Below are 14,830 nucleotides of genomic sequence, written 5' to 3'. Positions count from 1 at the left end.
CGTCGAGTTGTCCGGCAAAGTTTCCATCGAGCACCAGCTCGAAGCGTTGGCCGTCGGCATTGGCCTCGAAGCTTTTCAGATAGGTGCGGGTATCGTCTGCGTTATTTCCAATCAACACGGTGCCGTCGTATCCGTTCCCGATCCCGGTGAAACCCAGGGCACTGAGGTCGATGCGATCCTCGGTGGGATTGAAATCGAGTATGCGGTCGCTAGCACTGCTGTCAGCGGTGCGAAAACTGTCTGTCACGCTGGCATAGCGGAATACGTCGTTTCCCGCACCGCCGGAGAGCAAGTCGCGGCCGAGATTGCCTTGCAGCACATCGTCACCTGCCAAACCACGCAGGATTTCATCGCTACCCAGGCCTTTCAACACATCGTTGCCGGACGAACCCACCAAACGGGTGCTGCCGTCCGTGCTGCCGAAAGTGCTGTCCAGACTGCCATCGGCGTTTAGCCGAACCGCAGCAAAATCACTGCCGCCATTGGCGAAAGCGCTACCGCCCAGCAAAATCCGGCCGTCGTCCTGCACAGCGACGGCGTTGGCTACGGCGTAATTGCCAGGAACATCGATGGTGACCGAGCCTTGATTGCCGAAACTGAGGTCGGGGCTACCATCGGCGTTGAAACGCAGCACGGTGAAGTCATAGACAGGAACCGTGAAGGTGGATAGCAGGATTTTACCGTCGTCCTGCACGGCTACGTCGGTCCCGGCTGCACCCCTGGCAAACTCAAGGATGCCATTGCTGCCAAAGTGGCTGTCCAGTTCCCCATCCGCGGTGTATTTGAGCAAGCCACCCGCGGTTCGGACGAACAGGCTGCCATCCGCCAGGGAGGTAAGGCCTCGCACGGAGTAAAGCGTTTCAGGGGGCTGTAGCGTCAGCATTCCATCTGTGCCGAAGGACAAGTCCCGCGTGCCATCGGCATGCAACTGCGTCACTCTCAGCGTGCTGCCCTCGACGGCCCCCACCAGCACGCTGCCGTCGGTGTTGGCTTCCACTAACGGCGTGTGGCCGAAGCCGCTGGACAGGCTGGCCTGAGCATTGGCGTTGAACAGCGCATCGGCTTTACCGTCCGGGCCCCACCGCTGGACGATGGGGGTGTCATCGTGGCCTTCGTGGGCCGCCACCACTGCGCCGTCGGCCTGGACGCGAAGGACGTAGGCCTTTTCGATGGGAATCTGCTTGTGGATCACCAGCCGCCCTGCGTTGCCGTAGCTGCCGTCCACGCTGCCATCGGTGTTGAGACGGGCCAGGGAAAAGTCTTTGCCGTAGTCAGGGTCGAGCGCGTGATTGGTGAGGCCCGCGACCAATACTGAGCCGTCGGGTTGTATAACTGTGTCGTAGCCATTATCGGCGTATCCATTGATATCGACGATCATGATCCCAGGGGCACTGTAGGTAGTGGCCATGTATCCATCCTCCTAAGACATTCAGAAACGTTGACTCTAGGCTGGATCATTAGTTCGCCAGGCCCGTGGTAGCCCTTCGCCAAGGGATTCCACCAGATAATCGACGAAGCAACGCACGCGGGCCGGTAGGTGTGGGCCGCCCATGAACACGACATGTATCTCTTCGCCATCACCTGGATTGAACGCCTCCAGAAGTGGCACCAGTCGCCCTGCCTCAATGGCCTGTTGAACGGTCTCGGCACACACTCGAGCTATGCCCAGACCCTCAACCGCCAGTTGGCCCTGAGTATCGCCATTGTTGGTTTCTATGCTGCCTTTGATCTTAAGGGCATATTCATTTCCGTCTTTGATAAAAGGCCAGCCTGGAGCGGCGCGCTTGAAATTGAAGTCGATGCAATCGTGGCCGTACAGGTCTTCAGGTACTTCAGGTGTGCCCCGTGCTGCCAAGTAATCAGGTGACGCGACGATGACTTTGCGGGTTTTCCCTAATCTTCGTGCAACCAAGGGAGCGTCAGCCAGAGGGCCCAGCCGCAAGGCGACATCGGCTTGGCCTGCGCTGATGTCGACGACAGTGTCCGTCAGGTTGATATCGACAAGGATGTCCGGATACCGATGAATGAAATCCCTCAGCAGTGGCAGCAGGAATGTCTTGCCATACAAAATCGAAGCGCTGATCCGCAGGCGCCCACGCGGCGAGCTTTGGTCAGTGATCAGTTGTTCGGTCTCTTTCAGGTCAGCAAGAATTCGTCGTGCCGAAGACAGATAAGCCACCCCCTCGGCCGTCAAGGTCAGCGCTCGGGTAGTGCGCAGCAACAGCCGGACATTGAGGCGTGCCTCAAGGCGATCAACAACGCGCGATACAGAAGAGGGTGCCAGTTTGAGCGATCGACCAGCGGCCGAAAAGCTGCATGTCTCGGCCACCAGCGTGAAAATTTCAAGATCGCTAATGATATCCATGGGCTCTCACTTTTGCGCGGAACGCATAGGCATTTCTCTTATATTGGGCCTTATCGTAGCCTGCGGGCGAGCCTAGTATTGCGTACAACAGTGCAATGCGAAACTCATGCGAACGGCCCCATCGTCAGGAAGTAGCTGTACGTAGGGCCCAGGAGGATAGACACATGGTTGCGCCTTACTCGATCCAAATTCCACAAGAACGTCTGGATGCTATCAGGGCGAAGGTCAGTGCCTATGACTGGAGCCAATTGCCTGATACCGGCGGTTGGAAGTCTGGTGTGGGAATCGATGACCTCAAGCGACTTATTCGTCATTGGGAGCACGTCTACGACTGGCGCAAGGTTGAGCGACAGCTTAATCAGCTTCCGCACTTCACTACCCATATCGAAGGTGAGTGCATTCATTTTCTCCACGTTCGAGGTGACGGTTCCAAGCCTCCAGTGCTGCTGTTGCATGGATGGCCTGGATCGTTCATCGAATTCGAACATCTGCTCCAACCATTGAGTGCAGATGGACACGATGTGATAGTGCCCTCGTTACCGGGATTTGCATTTTCGACGCCAATCACCGGCGTCATCGGGCCGCGCCGAGCGGCTCATCTGATGAATACCTTGATGAAGCGGTTGTTTGAACAATCGCGTTACATCGTTCAGGGCGGAGATTGGGGTTCGGGTATCGCCGCCTGGCTGGCTCACGATTCCGCTGAGGCGTTGTATGGTATTCACCTCAACATGGCCGACTTGCTCGCCGAAGGCACCAAAGCAAACACACCGGAGGAAATGGACTTTGTCGCCAAGCGCGACGTGCTCCTGGACTGGGAAACGGGCTACAACCATGAGCAGGAAACCCGTCCTCAGACACTGGGTGTGGCCATGGCCGACAGTCCGGTGGGCGCCGCTGCGTGGATATTGGAAAAATTTGGACGGTGGGCCGACTTACCGCGCAATGCCGACGGCGATCCTGACCTCTGGAGTACGTTTAATGAAGAGCAGTTGCTGACTAACATCATGCTTTATGTGGCGACATCGTCGTTCGTCACGGCGACCTGGATGTACCACGGCAAACGCTTGGAACGCTCTGGCAAATTTCCCCCCGGTACCCGGATTCAGGTGCCGACCGGCTTTGCAGCTTTCCGTGATCCTGTATTCATACCGCCGCCGCGATCATTTGCCGAGAAAACCTTCAACATCGTGCATTGGACTGAAATGCCGCGGGGTGGCCACTTTGCTGCCTGGGAGCAGCCAGCTTTAATGCTGGAGGATCTACGACTCTTTATCGCGAAAGTTTTAGCGTGAATTCTGGATGACTCTGAGGCGTTGCATTATTTTGCAACGCCCAGTTATTGGATGATTAAGGGGTTAATTGCATCTGCCTTTACAAGGGCAAAAAACTCCCTAGTAGATCAACCCTCGCCCCCACCCCCACAGGCAATCAGCTCGATAAGCCCCATTTGATACCACTTATTCTGGCAACTCCATCCGTGTTCAAATGTAAAGGCACTTGCGGTGCCGCTAAATGCGAGTCCCATTGAGAGGGCGAGCGCCGTTCCAATGGTCCAACGTGCTTTCTTCATTTTGTTTTTCATGGAACTTCCCTTTATTACTCGTCGCTGTACGGTCTAGCCGTTGAAGGGGTAGCGGTTGTCAAAATCAACCGCCATTCCTGTGGCAGGGCTGCCACTTTTGTAGCTTTATCGAACTGCATCTGAATAAGACAGCAGAGGAGTGGCAGGCACAAAACACTATTGAATCAGCAGAGCACGCTCCTCGGTCCATTTGATGATGGAGAGTCATTTATAACAATAGTACAAATGATCTAGTCGCTCGCCGCAAAGAGACAGAGAAACGCAAGAATCAGGTTGGGTATGAATGGTACTTTCCTTACGGCGATTCATGACTGAGACGGTTATCACGCCAGAGGGCCTCTCATCGGACACCCTCTGGGCAGGAGTGATCGCCGGTGTAACCTCCTAGCAAAATTAATGAACAATTTCCGCGCCCAGATATCGATTTTTGAACTAAATATTTCCGTCTAGGCATCCGGCCTCAAGCTTCGTAGGGTCGTTGTAGCGGCGGTGAGTTGGCTGATGAGGCGAGTTTCCATGAGCGTCACGTCGAGGCTCGGTCGTGGTGCCGGTGGTCGTCACCGACCGGGTGCGCGGAGAGGTCCTGTTCCTGTCAATTCACCAAGCAAGCCCGGTATCAATGAGTTCACCGGGAACACCATGATTCAGACGTCAACACGCCGGTTTATAAGGAAACCGCCATGAAGATGACAATATTGAGGGAGCCCGCTCAGCCGTCGGCATTGCCTCACGGCAATTTCCGAAACGGCCGCAGGACGCCGAATGAGGGCGTGGCTGTGGCGGTGAAGTGGGCCAGAGCTGATTACGCGCCGATCGATGCACCGGCGCCCCATCCGGAGAGGTTCTGATGGCCGAGTATGATGCAAAAAACGAACTGGATCGTCTGATCCAGAACCTCCATGAGCACGGTGTGCTGCGTATGGCCAATGACCCGGTCTGTGCCAACACCGCGATCACCAAGGTGCTGGTGGACGGTTTGAACAAGGAAGGTACGCTCAACGTCATTCAGAACCTGTCGATCCTCGCGATGGCGCTTTCGCGCTGAAGGATGCCGGCGCTGCGGTCAGTCAATGGACCTCACCGGAAAACGACGACATTGCGCCAGGCGTGCGAGGCGTCTACCGTTTGTTGCATGACGAATCGCTTTGGCGCGCGATCATGCCGCTGGTGGAAGGCTTGAAAGCGATGGGAGAGGGCATGAACAGGCCGGTCGACAAACCGATCAGCCAGTTCGCCGGCAAGCCCAACGGCGCTTGAGCGGGGCCTGCGCATGGAATCAGTGGATTCGGCGCTGATGCTGGCGCGGTACCAGTTCGCGTTCACTATCAGCTTTCATATCGTGCTTGCCGCATTTTCCATCGGCTTGGCCAATTACCTGATGGTGCTGGAGGCCCTCTGGTTGTGGCGCAAGCGCCAAGTCTATATGGATGCCTACCGATTCTGGCTGAAGATATTTGCCTTGACTGTCGCCGTGGGCACGGCATCCGGGCTGGTCATGGAATTCGAGTTCGGGACCAACTGGAGCGCGCTGGCCAGCAGGGCAGGGGGCATCCTCGGCCCTCTGATGTTCTACGAAGTCATGGTCACGTTTTTTCTGGAGGCAGGCTTCATCGGGGTCATGCTGTTCGGCATGAACAAGGTCGGGCCGCGGCTACATTTCTTTCTACGTGTGCCGTGGCCGTTGGCTCGCTGTTCAGTGCATTCTGGATATTTCAGCCAACTCCTGGATGCACACCCCCGCAGGCTTCAGCATTGCCAGCGACGGCCGATTCGTGGCCGAGGACTGGCTGCAGATCATATTCAATCCCTCGTTTCCCTACCGCATGGTGCACATGAGCCTCGCTGCATTTCTCGGCACGGCCACCCTGGTGGGTGGCGCGGGCGCTTGGCACCTCCTGCGCGACAATACCCATGCGCCTGCGCGGGTGATGTTTTCAATGGCATTGTGGATGGCGGCGGTAGTCGGACCTATCCAGCTCGTCGCGGGGGATCTGCACGGGCATCGATCATCAGGATGGCAAGTTTGCCGGAGACGGTTGGGAGTGGTTGAGCGCATTTCCGCTGGCGTGTGGCGCAGTGCTTGCGATTGGCTATGCGTTGCTGGGCAGTTGCTGGCTGTACTGGCATACTGAGGGAACCCTACAAACGGCGGCCAGAAGACAGGCACGTATACTCGGATGGCTGACGCTGACAGGCATTGCAACCATTTTGGCGTGGACCAGTTTGTTGGCACCGTTCTATCGAGAACATCTTCTTCTATCGAACCTGAGCCTGACGCTTTTGCTGATTCAGTGCGCTCTGCTGGTCGGGTTTCACCGGGCGTTTTCCAGCCGCTTCCACTTTCTGTTCGCGGTGCTGGGATGGCTCGGCACGGCGTTCATTGCTGCGAACATTGCGCTCTATCCATTGATTTTTGCCTCCCCGCTGACAATCAGCCAAGCGTCTGCTTCAGCCTCAAGCCAGGGCTTCATGCTCATCGGTTTCGCTGTTCTGGTGCCCGTGACACTGGCTTACAACACATGGGGATTTTGGGTCTTTCGCGGTAAGGTCAAGGCTGAACCTTCGCATAAGTAGTCAAGTTTTCCTGCTTCTATAGCAGAATAAATCCAAGTTAAACGGTCAAGCTGTAGCCCGCGATCCATAAGGGATTAGCCTGGAGTTTTGGAAGTGTTCTTATGTTGTCAAGTGTACTCGCGAACGGCATCATCTCCGGTGATGCCGTTCGCGAGTACAGACCAGGACAGCGACGCATGTCAGACCTTGAAGCGCGCCACTAGATGATTGAGTTCAATCGCCAGGTTTGCCATCTCACTGCAGGCGCTGGCGGTCTGGCTGGCGCCTGCCGAGCTCTGGATTGACAGTTCGCGGATGCTGGTCAGGTTCTGGTCAGCCTCGCGGGCCACTTGGGCTTGCTCTTCGGAGGCGGTGGCGATCAGCAGGTTGCGTTCGTTGATCTGGGCTATGGTCTCGGCGATCTGCTTGAGCGAGAGGTCGGCATTCTGCGCCACCGAGATGGAACTGCTGGCCATCTGGGCGCTGACGTTCATGGCGCTCACCGCGTGGGTCGAGTCGGTCTGAATCGCGCTGATCATCTGTTCGATTTCCTGCGTCGACTGCTGGGTGCGATGGGCCAATGCCCGCACCTCATCGGCCACCACCGCGAAACCACGGCCTTGCTCCCCGGCCCGAGCGGCTTCAATGGCCGCGTTCAGCGCCAGCAGGTTGGTCTGCTCGGCAATGGCTCGAATCACCTCGACCACCTTGCTGATGTCCTGTGCTCTGCCTGACAAGGCCTTGACCTGCTCACCTGTGGTGGCCACGTTGTTGGCCAGACCTTCGATGGCTTTGAGGGTTTGCGCCACGTTCTCGATACCCGAGCGGGTGAACTCCATTGATTCGCGGGAAGATTGGGCGGCGGCTTCGGCATTGCGTGCCACCTCATCCACAGCGGCACTCATTTCGGTCACCGCGGTGGCCGCCTGATTGACCTCGTCGTTCTGCCGCACCAAACCGCGGCTGGCGTCTTCGGTCACGGCGGTCATTTCTTCAGAGGCCGACGCCAGTTGGGTAGAGGAATCAGCGATGCGGGCGATGGTTTCCCGCAGGTTGCCCTGCATCTTCGCCAGAGCGGCCAGCAGGCGGCCGGCTTCATCGCCGCCACTGATCGAGACCTCCCGGGAAAGGTCACTGTCGGCGATGCGCTCAGCCACAGCCAGGGCATCGCTGATGGGCGACGTGATGCTTCGGGTCAGCACCGCAGCCAGCACCACGGTGAGGACCACGGTGACCACCAGCAGGCCAATTACCAGCGTCACGCCATTGCTATAGGTGGAGGCGGCGTCCAGGCCCGCACGCTTGGCGCCCTCCTCATTAAAGTTCGAGAGCTTGTCCATCTTGTCCTGCAGGGCGTTGGTCATGGGGCTGATGCGGGTATTGATCAGGGTGATGGCTGTGGCATTGTCACCACTGCGCAGCATCGGTTCCAGCTCATCCAACAGTTTGAAGTACTGCTGCACATCGTTGGACACCGCCAGGTAGAGCTCACGCTCAGTCGGCCCCGTAATTAGAGGTTCGTAATGGCTGACGACGTCCTGCAACGTGCTGCGGTAGCCGCTCAACGCAGCAATGCGGGTTTGGCGCTGTTGTTCGTCGGTGATCACGGTGATGCGGATACTTTCAAGACGCAGGCGCAAAATGCCTATCTGCATCTTGCTGGTCTCGCGGGTGCTCGCCATCCAGTTGTTTTCAACATCCTGCTCAGAATCTCGAAGCTTCCCCATTTGCAATAAGGCGACGATGCCTAGAGCAAAAACCACCAGGACAATGAGTGAGAAGAACGTGGCAAACCTGGGAGCGAGGTTCATAGTCCTGATGTTCATTTTTATCTCTCTTAGAAAAGTGGGTGCGTCGCTAAAGTAAAAGTCCAGATACTTGTCTTAAACATTTTTATATATTTTTGAATGCCTAGGGCTCTGAGCGATTATGTGGCTCATTATCTCAGTTGCGTAATTTTTCGATCTCGACAATTAGGTTGCAAAATGCCTTTACCAATAATGAATCAAAATGCCTGCCAGATTGTTCGATGAGGTAATTTCTGGACTGTTCCACGCTCCATGCTTGCTTGTAAGGTCGAGCCATCCGGAGAGCGTCATAGACATCACAGATCGTGACGATTCTTGCCGACAGCGGAATATTCTCTCCTTGAAGTCCATCTGGATAACCCATGCCATCCCAGCGTTCGTGATGCCTTAGCGCAATCTCAGCTGCTAACTCTGTAACGGCGGAACCATTTGGGTCGCTTAGGATTTCATAACCGATTCGAGAGTGTTCCTGCATTTTCTCCCGTTCGGCAGTTGTCAATGCGCTTGCTTTGTGCAGGATGGCATCTTCGATACCAATTTTACCGACATCATGCATGGGAGCAGCTATTCGAATCATTTCACACCAACTCGAAGACATTCCGATAGCTCGTGCCAATAATCCGGCAGAATCTCCAATACGACGAATATGGTTGCCTGTGTCGTCATCTCGATAGCATGCCGCTCGGTATAAAGTGCTAATAATTGCGTTATAGCCGGACTCTAGTTGCATCGTGTATTGCTCTATCTTGCGCGCAAGCTCTTCATTAGTTTTGCGTATTTTTCTCGCTGTCCACGCTGATTTCAAATGCTCTCGGACGTTTGGTATTACTTCGAGAGGAATGAAAGGTTTTGAAATAAAGCTGTTAGTTTTTTTCTTAAGACCTCTGCGCCTACCTTTAGAGTGGTCGATAGTCGCTATAATTATAATCGGAGGCTCTGTACGGTGCCCTTTGAGGTGTTCGAGAGTTTCTAAGCCATTGGGTATCACAATGCTTTGTTTGTTTTGTATTTTCGAGAGCATAACGCTGACTCCTCCCCGCTATCACCGCTAGAACACTGAAATTTATTGCTGCGGTCAACCGAAACTCACCCAAGTACAGCGGCAAAAATCACCGGAAACAGGGGCTTAAGGGCGGGGCACTCACGGTCCTTGTCCCCATCAAAGCCAGTGGCCGACGACGAGTCGGCAGTCCGCTAGCTCTGGATTAATGATGTCAAAATGATGGTGTTGCAACCATCAGACTATTCCCGATTCTGGCGTAGGAATAACTAGAGACCGGTAGGGAAATCCTTATGCGAACGTACTCGAAGGATGAATACAAACATTGACCGGCCGGTTCGGGTGGCTCGGCACCACCACTGTTGGCCTACGCGCTAGACCAAGTGATTCAAGGTCGTTACGGCCCTTCCGAAGCTGAACCGTTCTGGACGGACTTTCTGCGCAGTCTCATGAGGCGCGGGTTGCGCGGCGTGAAGCTGGTCATCTCCGATGCCCACGAAGGCCTGAAGGCAGCTGTTTCCAAGGTCTTCCATGCGACCTGGCAGCGCTGCCGCGTCCACTTCATGCGCAACGCCATGGCCCATGTTGGCAAAGGTCAGCGCACCATGGTGGCGGCTCTGCTGCGCACGGTCTTCGCTCAGGACAGCCGTGTCGAGTGCCATCAACAATGGCGTTTGGTCGCTGATCAGTTGCGCGAGAAATACCCCAAGATCGCGGCCCTCATGGACGGCTGCGAGGATGAAGTGCTGGCGCACATGGCGTTTCCCAAGGCGCACCGGCAGCAGTTGCACAGCACCAACCCGCTTGAGAGGCTCAACGCCGAGATCAAACGCCGCACCGATGTCGTGGGGATTTTTCCAAACGATCCGGCCATAACGCGGCTGGTGGGGGCGATGCTGCTGGAGCAGAACGACGAGTGGTGCCTGCAACGACGCTACATGCTTGGAAGCCTTCGAGGCGGTCAGCGATAATCCACAGGCCAAGCTGTCGGCCGTGATCAACTAAACGGCAAGCCCAATGGCTAGAACCATGATGAGTTACACTACTTCCTGGGACACGATCCGCTGTTCCTGTCTCCTACATTGAATCATGCACAGCTGGAGCGTGCTGACACATCAACGGATGCAGTGGATCTGTATTTCAAAGAGGGACTGGTGTGGCTGCTGGAATACGCCAGCCACTGGAGCGCATGGCGGCTGGCAATCCGAAGTACGGGGTTTAGAAGGTGCGTTCACGTCCGTCCGACAGGCGATGACATGGACCTGAGATGTCGCCGACGATCCGGGTGCCTGCTTCATCGGCGACAGCTTTCATTGCCCGCTTTTTATCCGGCTCCAGACCCGCGTGCGCAGCCGGTCGTTCTCCAATGGCATTGCCTCCAGTACAAAGAGTTTTTTCATCACGCTGTCAGGCGGGTACACCATCGGGTCGTTGCGGATGGCCTTGTCGACCAGCCCCTCGGCGGCGGTGTTGCCGTTGGCATAGTGCACATGATTGCTGATGCCAGCCATCACCTTGGGGTCCAGCAGGTAGTTGAGAAATTCGTAACCGGCGCTTTCATTTGGTGCATCGGCGGGCATGGCGACCATGTCGAACCACATCGGTGAGCCTTCCTTGGGGATGGCGTAGGCGATCTGCTGGCCGTTCCCGGCCTCATTAGCTCGCGCTGCGGCTTGCATCACGTCGCCGGAAAATCCCACGACCAGACAGACATCACCCGTTGCAAGGTCGCTGGTGTACTTGGAATTGTGGAAGTAACTCACATAGGGGCGCACAGCGAGTAGCAGGGCCTGGGCCTTCTCGTAATCGGCCTTGTCCTTGCTGTGATGCGGCAGGCCAAGGTAGTTCAAGGCGATGGGGAGGATCTCGGGACCATTGTCGAGCATAGCCACGCCGCATCGGGCGAGTTTCTTCATGTTTTCCGGCTTGAACACGATGTCCCAGGAGTCTATCGGTACATCACCCAGGACTGCCTTGACCTTGGCCACGTTGTAGCCGATGCCGGTGCTGCCCCACAGGTAGGGAAAGCCGTAGCGGTTACCAGGGTCATTGGCCTCCAGAACCTTCATCAGCGTCGGGTTGAGGTTGTGCCAGTTCGGGAGTTTGCCGCGGTCCAGCGGTTTGAGTGCGCCGGCCGTGATCTGCCGGGCCATGAAGTGGTTGGACGGAAACACCACGTCATACCCTGAGTGGCCGGCCATCAGTTTGGCGTCGAGCACCTCGTTGCTGTCGTACAGGTCATATTGAGTCTGGTGCCCGGTCTGGGTGGTAAAGTTTTGCAGGGTATCTGGAGCGATGTAGCTGCTCCAGTTGTAGATCCTGACGGTGTCTGCTGCCTGAGCGGTAGACGCGATCAACAGTAACGGAAAGATCGACTTCAACATGCGAGACCTCAACCTTTGTTCTAGGCGTTATGGATGAAGGCAGTTCAGAAAATCAGTACGTAGCTCTTGCGAACGGTTTCTTGTACATCCCAGATTCCCGTCGTGTTCGCAGGGAACATCAACGCGTCGCCGGCCTGGATATGAAGGGGCTCGCCACCGTCCGGGGTGAAGGTGCAACGCCCCTGAATGAAATGGCAGAACTCCTGTTGCACGATCTGGCGCCGCCAGCGGCCGGGGGTGCATTCCCACACGCCGGCCTCGACGCCGTCGTCGCGTTCGACGCATGCCGTGGCAACCTGTGAAAGCGGCTCGCCCAGCGGTACACCCACAGCGCCAGGCTCACCGAGCGGCAAACGGGCGGTGTCGCGAAAATGATCGATCTTCATGCAAACGGCTCCTTGGACTTCATCAGACGTTCCATGCAACCGGCCAGGCCTTCAGCCATCCGGCGACGCCAGCGTGGCGCATGGAGGTTGGCCAATATCTGATCCTCGTGAACGAAGCTTTGGATAATGGCGTTGTAACCCAGCCAGCGCAGAGGCTCGGGCTCCCATCGTGGCAACGAGGCCAGGGGACGATCATCCAGCACCCAGGGCTGGCGAGTCAGTTCGTTATCCTGGCCAAGAATCAACGCCGCCACGGTTCGGCCGCCCAGATTGCTGGCGCCTACACCTTCACCTCCGTAGCCACCCGCCAGTGCGATGCGCTGGCGACGGTCGGCGAGCATGTGCGGGTGAAAGGACCGGGCAACCCCCAGATTGCCGCCCCAGGCATGGGTCAGGCGCACATTGCGCAGGATCGGAAAGAGTTCACTCAACAGGTGTTGCCGCAATGCTCGTTCGGCCTGAGTGAGGTTGAAGTCACTGCGCAGGCGACCGCCAAAGCGATATCCACCGCGGGCGCCAAACACCAGGCGATCGTCTCGGCTGCGCTGACCGTAGGTGACTTGTCGGCTGTTTTCACTGAAAGCCTGGCCGCGTGTCAGGCCGATTTCGGCCCATACATCGGCCGGGAGTGGCTCAGTCGCGACGATCAGGCTTTGCGCGGCCAGTTGATGTTTGTTCAGCGGGGGCAGGGTGCTGGCATAACCTTCGACCGCCGGCACCACCCAATCGGCGCTCACCCGACCGTGCTCGGTTCGGACCTGGCCTGGCTTCCAGTCGAGCACCGGGCTTTGCTCGTAAATGCGTACACCCATCCGTTCGACGGCTTCGGCCAGCCCCCGTACCAACCGTGCAGGCTGGATGGTCGCGCAGTGAGGTGAATACAGGGCGCCGTATGCCTGGGTCACATTCAACTGTTCGCGCAAGGCCTGGGGACTCAACCAGCGGTAGTCGTCTTCACCCAGGCCTTGCGCACGGACAGCATCGAGTTGTTCGCGCAGGCGCCGTTCTTGCTCGGGATAACGCGCCGCGCAGTACAGCACGCCGCCTTTGCGCAGTTCGCAATCGATGCCTTCGAGGTGGCACACTCGCGCCACCTCGTCGGGAATTGCATGCAGCAGTTGGTAGCCCGCGTGACGTTGCGCGGCAGGCAAGGGGCCCAGGAGCCGGTCTTCGCCCAGCAGGTTGCCCATCAACCAGCCGCCGTTGCGACCGGAGGCGCCGAAGCCGGCAATCTGTGCTTCAACGATGACGATGTGCAGGTGCGGTGCTTGCTGTTTAAGGTAATAGGCCGTCCAGAGGCCACTGTAACCGGCGCCGATAATCACAACGTCTGCTTGCAGATCCTGATACAACGCCGGGCGCGGTATCAGCGCCTCGCCGAGTTGCTCCATCCACAAACTCACACCACCCCAGCCAGACATCCCATGCTCCATCGGTTGATTGCCGACAGAGATTAATGCGCTGCGACGGGGGCTGTGTTATCTGCGGGCACGCGCGCAATTGGCTTTCAACCACGCCTTGGGCGTGCAGCCGGTATGACTTCGGAAGGCCTTGTAGAACGCCGAGGTGGAATTGAATCCGGCACTCGCCGCAAGGGCATCGATGGGCGCGTTTTCACCGTGATTGGGCAGGCGCTCAAGCAGGTAGGCCAACCGGGCTTGGGTCACGTAGCGATAGAAACTTTGTCCCAGTACTTGATTCAGCAGGTAAGACAGCTGATTGCGACTGTACCCGGTGGCGCTGGCAATCCGTGCAAGGTCCAGATCCGGGTCGAGGAAGGGCTGCTGGCGCGTAAAATAGTCGGCCAAGTCTCGCGCCATGAACGTCAGTTGACGCGCCGAGAGCCCCAGTTTACTGATGGCGGGGGCGTGGCGCCCAGTCTGGGGCTCGCTGTCGCGCACCAGTGAGGCATATTCGTTTATACGAAGGATCAGGCCATCACATACCGTGATGGCTTCGCTGGTGCGAAAAACCACCCGCTCGCCACTGCCTTTCAGCGCTGTCTGGTACTGGATGAATGCGGTACAGCCATCTGCACGGATGCGGTCGTTGTGTTCAAGATACTCGTCGGGATGACGCGGCAGCGTGCTGGTGATGTAAGCGCGCAACTCGGTCAGGCCCATGCTGCGGTTCTGGAAAAAATCGTTGTACTGCACTTGCGGGTGATAAATCGCGAGAATCGCCTCCAAGTCGCGGTGTTTCCACGCCATGTGGTAACGCAGCACCACTTCGAGGGTCAGCGCTGTCTGTTCGGCGGTATCTGGCGGAAGAAGAGGCATTGACTGACCGGCGTGACGACTGGGGGCTGGCGCCAGTCTAGCCCTGCAGTGGCTCACTGGACAAATACAGCCGCCTCATACCTGAGCCCGCCAAGATTCAATGGGTCGGGCGCCAGATGCGAGTCTCGTTTCATCGATGCATCGGCGTATTTGAGGCGTTGGCGGAAAACTTTGCCCCTGTGGCCTCCTCGATGTATGAGGGGCTGCAGGGGCGCCAGGACCAGAAGGCGCTGGAGCGTCAGGCCGAAATGTTTGTGACGCGTAAGCCGCCGTCGCCTTGCCTGCTCAAGGAAGCGGCAAGCTTGTCCACACGTCGCTAGGGGTGCCGCTGAAGGCCATTCAGACACGATCACTCCCAGCCATTCGAGCGCCTGCTCGGCGGACAGCATGTGCCAGGCCAGGGCATCGGCGAAGATAGGCTGTTGCTGTGCACGCATATTGCTCGGCCGGTTCATCAGCCGTGTTGCCTG

The 14,830-nt window shown here is 57.2% G+C and carries 13 protein-coding genes and 2 pseudogenes; 6 read left to right on the top strand and 9 right to left on the bottom strand.

The genetic code is table 11. The features are described from left to right. Positions 1-1,408: M10 family metallopeptidase C-terminal domain-containing protein (locus BM321_RS11155; protein ID WP_092442547.1), on the bottom strand; the 1,408-nt coding region annotated here is incomplete at its 3' end. Between the two features lie 36 nt (positions 1,409-1,444). Further along, on the bottom strand, positions 1,445-2,365 hold the full coding sequence (locus BM321_RS11150; protein WP_092442546.1) for a LysR family transcriptional regulator: 921 nt from the start codon (positions 2,363-2,365) through the stop codon (positions 1,445-1,447). Between the two features lie 164 nt (positions 2,366-2,529). Here BM321_RS11150 and BM321_RS11145 point away from each other — a divergent pair, with 164 nt between their 5' ends. After that, positions 2,530-3,660, top strand: a complete 1,131-nt coding sequence (locus tag BM321_RS11145) for an epoxide hydrolase family protein (RefSeq protein WP_092442545.1) — start codon at positions 2,530-2,532, stop codon at positions 3,658-3,660. A 107-nt stretch (positions 3,661-3,767) separates the two neighbouring features. On the opposite strand, the gene BM321_RS11140 is transcribed toward BM321_RS11145, so the two are convergent. Continuing rightward, complete coding sequence (locus tag BM321_RS11140; RefSeq protein WP_092442544.1) at positions 3,768-3,950, bottom strand: hypothetical protein; 183 nt, start codon at positions 3,948-3,950, stop codon at positions 3,768-3,770. A gap of 847 nt (positions 3,951-4,797) precedes the next feature. Between BM321_RS11140 and BM321_RS30865 the strand changes: the two genes are divergently transcribed. The 4 genes and pseudogenes from BM321_RS30865 (at position 4,798) to BM321_RS11120 (ending at position 6,524) form a co-directional block, all read left to right on the top strand. Then, complete coding sequence (locus BM321_RS30865) at positions 4,798-4,995, top strand: helical membrane plugin domain-containing protein (protein WP_256573531.1); 198 nt, start codon at positions 4,798-4,800, stop codon at positions 4,993-4,995. A gap of 80 nt (positions 4,996-5,075) precedes the next feature. Next, positions 5,076-5,207: a hypothetical protein gene (locus tag BM321_RS30860; protein WP_256573530.1), complete on the top strand. Its 132-nt coding sequence runs from the start codon at positions 5,076-5,078 to the stop codon at positions 5,205-5,207. Between the two features lie 13 nt (positions 5,208-5,220). After that, positions 5,221-6,082: pseudogene (locus tag BM321_RS11125) on the top strand (cytochrome ubiquinol oxidase subunit I). Continuing rightward, positions 5,997-6,524: a cytochrome d ubiquinol oxidase subunit II gene (locus BM321_RS11120; RefSeq protein WP_092442543.1), complete on the top strand. Its 528-nt coding sequence runs from the start codon at positions 5,997-5,999 to the stop codon at positions 6,522-6,524. The pseudogene BM321_RS11125 and the gene BM321_RS11120 overlap by 86 nt, the downstream one beginning before the upstream one ends. 179 nt (positions 6,525-6,703) lie before the next feature. On the opposite strand, the gene BM321_RS11115 is transcribed toward BM321_RS11120, so the two are convergent. After that, positions 6,704-8,329: a methyl-accepting chemotaxis protein gene (locus tag BM321_RS11115; RefSeq protein ID WP_092442542.1), complete on the bottom strand. Its 1,626-nt coding sequence runs from the start codon at positions 8,327-8,329 to the stop codon at positions 6,704-6,706. Between the two features lie 118 nt (positions 8,330-8,447). Continuing rightward, on the bottom strand, positions 8,448-9,332 hold the full coding sequence (locus tag BM321_RS11110; protein ID WP_092442541.1) for an HD-GYP domain-containing protein: 885 nt from the start codon (positions 9,330-9,332) through the stop codon (positions 8,448-8,450). A gap of 380 nt (positions 9,333-9,712) precedes the next feature. Between BM321_RS11110 and BM321_RS11105 the strand changes: the two are divergent. Continuing rightward, positions 9,713-10,316, top strand: a pseudogene (locus BM321_RS11105) (IS256 family transposase); the annotation flags it as partial. 305 nt (positions 10,317-10,621) lie between these two features. On the opposite strand, the gene BM321_RS11100 reads toward BM321_RS11105, so the two are convergent. From BM321_RS11100 to BM321_RS11085, 4 genes are read right to left on the bottom strand one after another with little or no spacing between them, the layout of a single operon-like run. After that, complete coding sequence (locus BM321_RS11100; protein WP_092442540.1) at positions 10,622-11,695, bottom strand: polyamine ABC transporter substrate-binding protein; 1,074 nt, start codon at positions 11,693-11,695, stop codon at positions 10,622-10,624. A gap of 44 nt (positions 11,696-11,739) precedes the next feature. Next, positions 11,740-12,081 (bottom strand): cupin domain-containing protein, encoded by a 342-nt coding sequence (locus BM321_RS11095; RefSeq protein ID WP_072405124.1) that lies wholly within the window; start codon positions 12,079-12,081, stop codon positions 11,740-11,742. Then, positions 12,078-13,502: an NAD(P)/FAD-dependent oxidoreductase gene (locus BM321_RS11090; RefSeq protein WP_092442539.1), complete on the bottom strand. Its 1,425-nt coding sequence runs from the start codon at positions 13,500-13,502 to the stop codon at positions 12,078-12,080. The genes BM321_RS11095 and BM321_RS11090 overlap by 4 nt, the downstream gene beginning before the upstream one ends. A 57-nt stretch (positions 13,503-13,559) precedes the next feature. Beyond that, complete coding sequence (locus tag BM321_RS11085) at positions 13,560-14,360, bottom strand: helix-turn-helix domain-containing protein (protein WP_092442538.1); 801 nt, start codon at positions 14,358-14,360, stop codon at positions 13,560-13,562. Between the last annotated feature and the right edge of the window lie 470 nt (positions 14,361-14,830).

It is taken from the genome of Pseudomonas sp. NFIX10 (assembly GCF_900111955.1).
In the GTDB taxonomy this organism is placed as follows: Bacteria; Pseudomonadota; Gammaproteobacteria; order Pseudomonadales; family Pseudomonadaceae; genus Aquipseudomonas; species Aquipseudomonas fluorescens_AA.
Note: the sequence above shows the minus strand (reverse complement) of the source record. Positions and strands in the feature narration are given on the sequence as shown.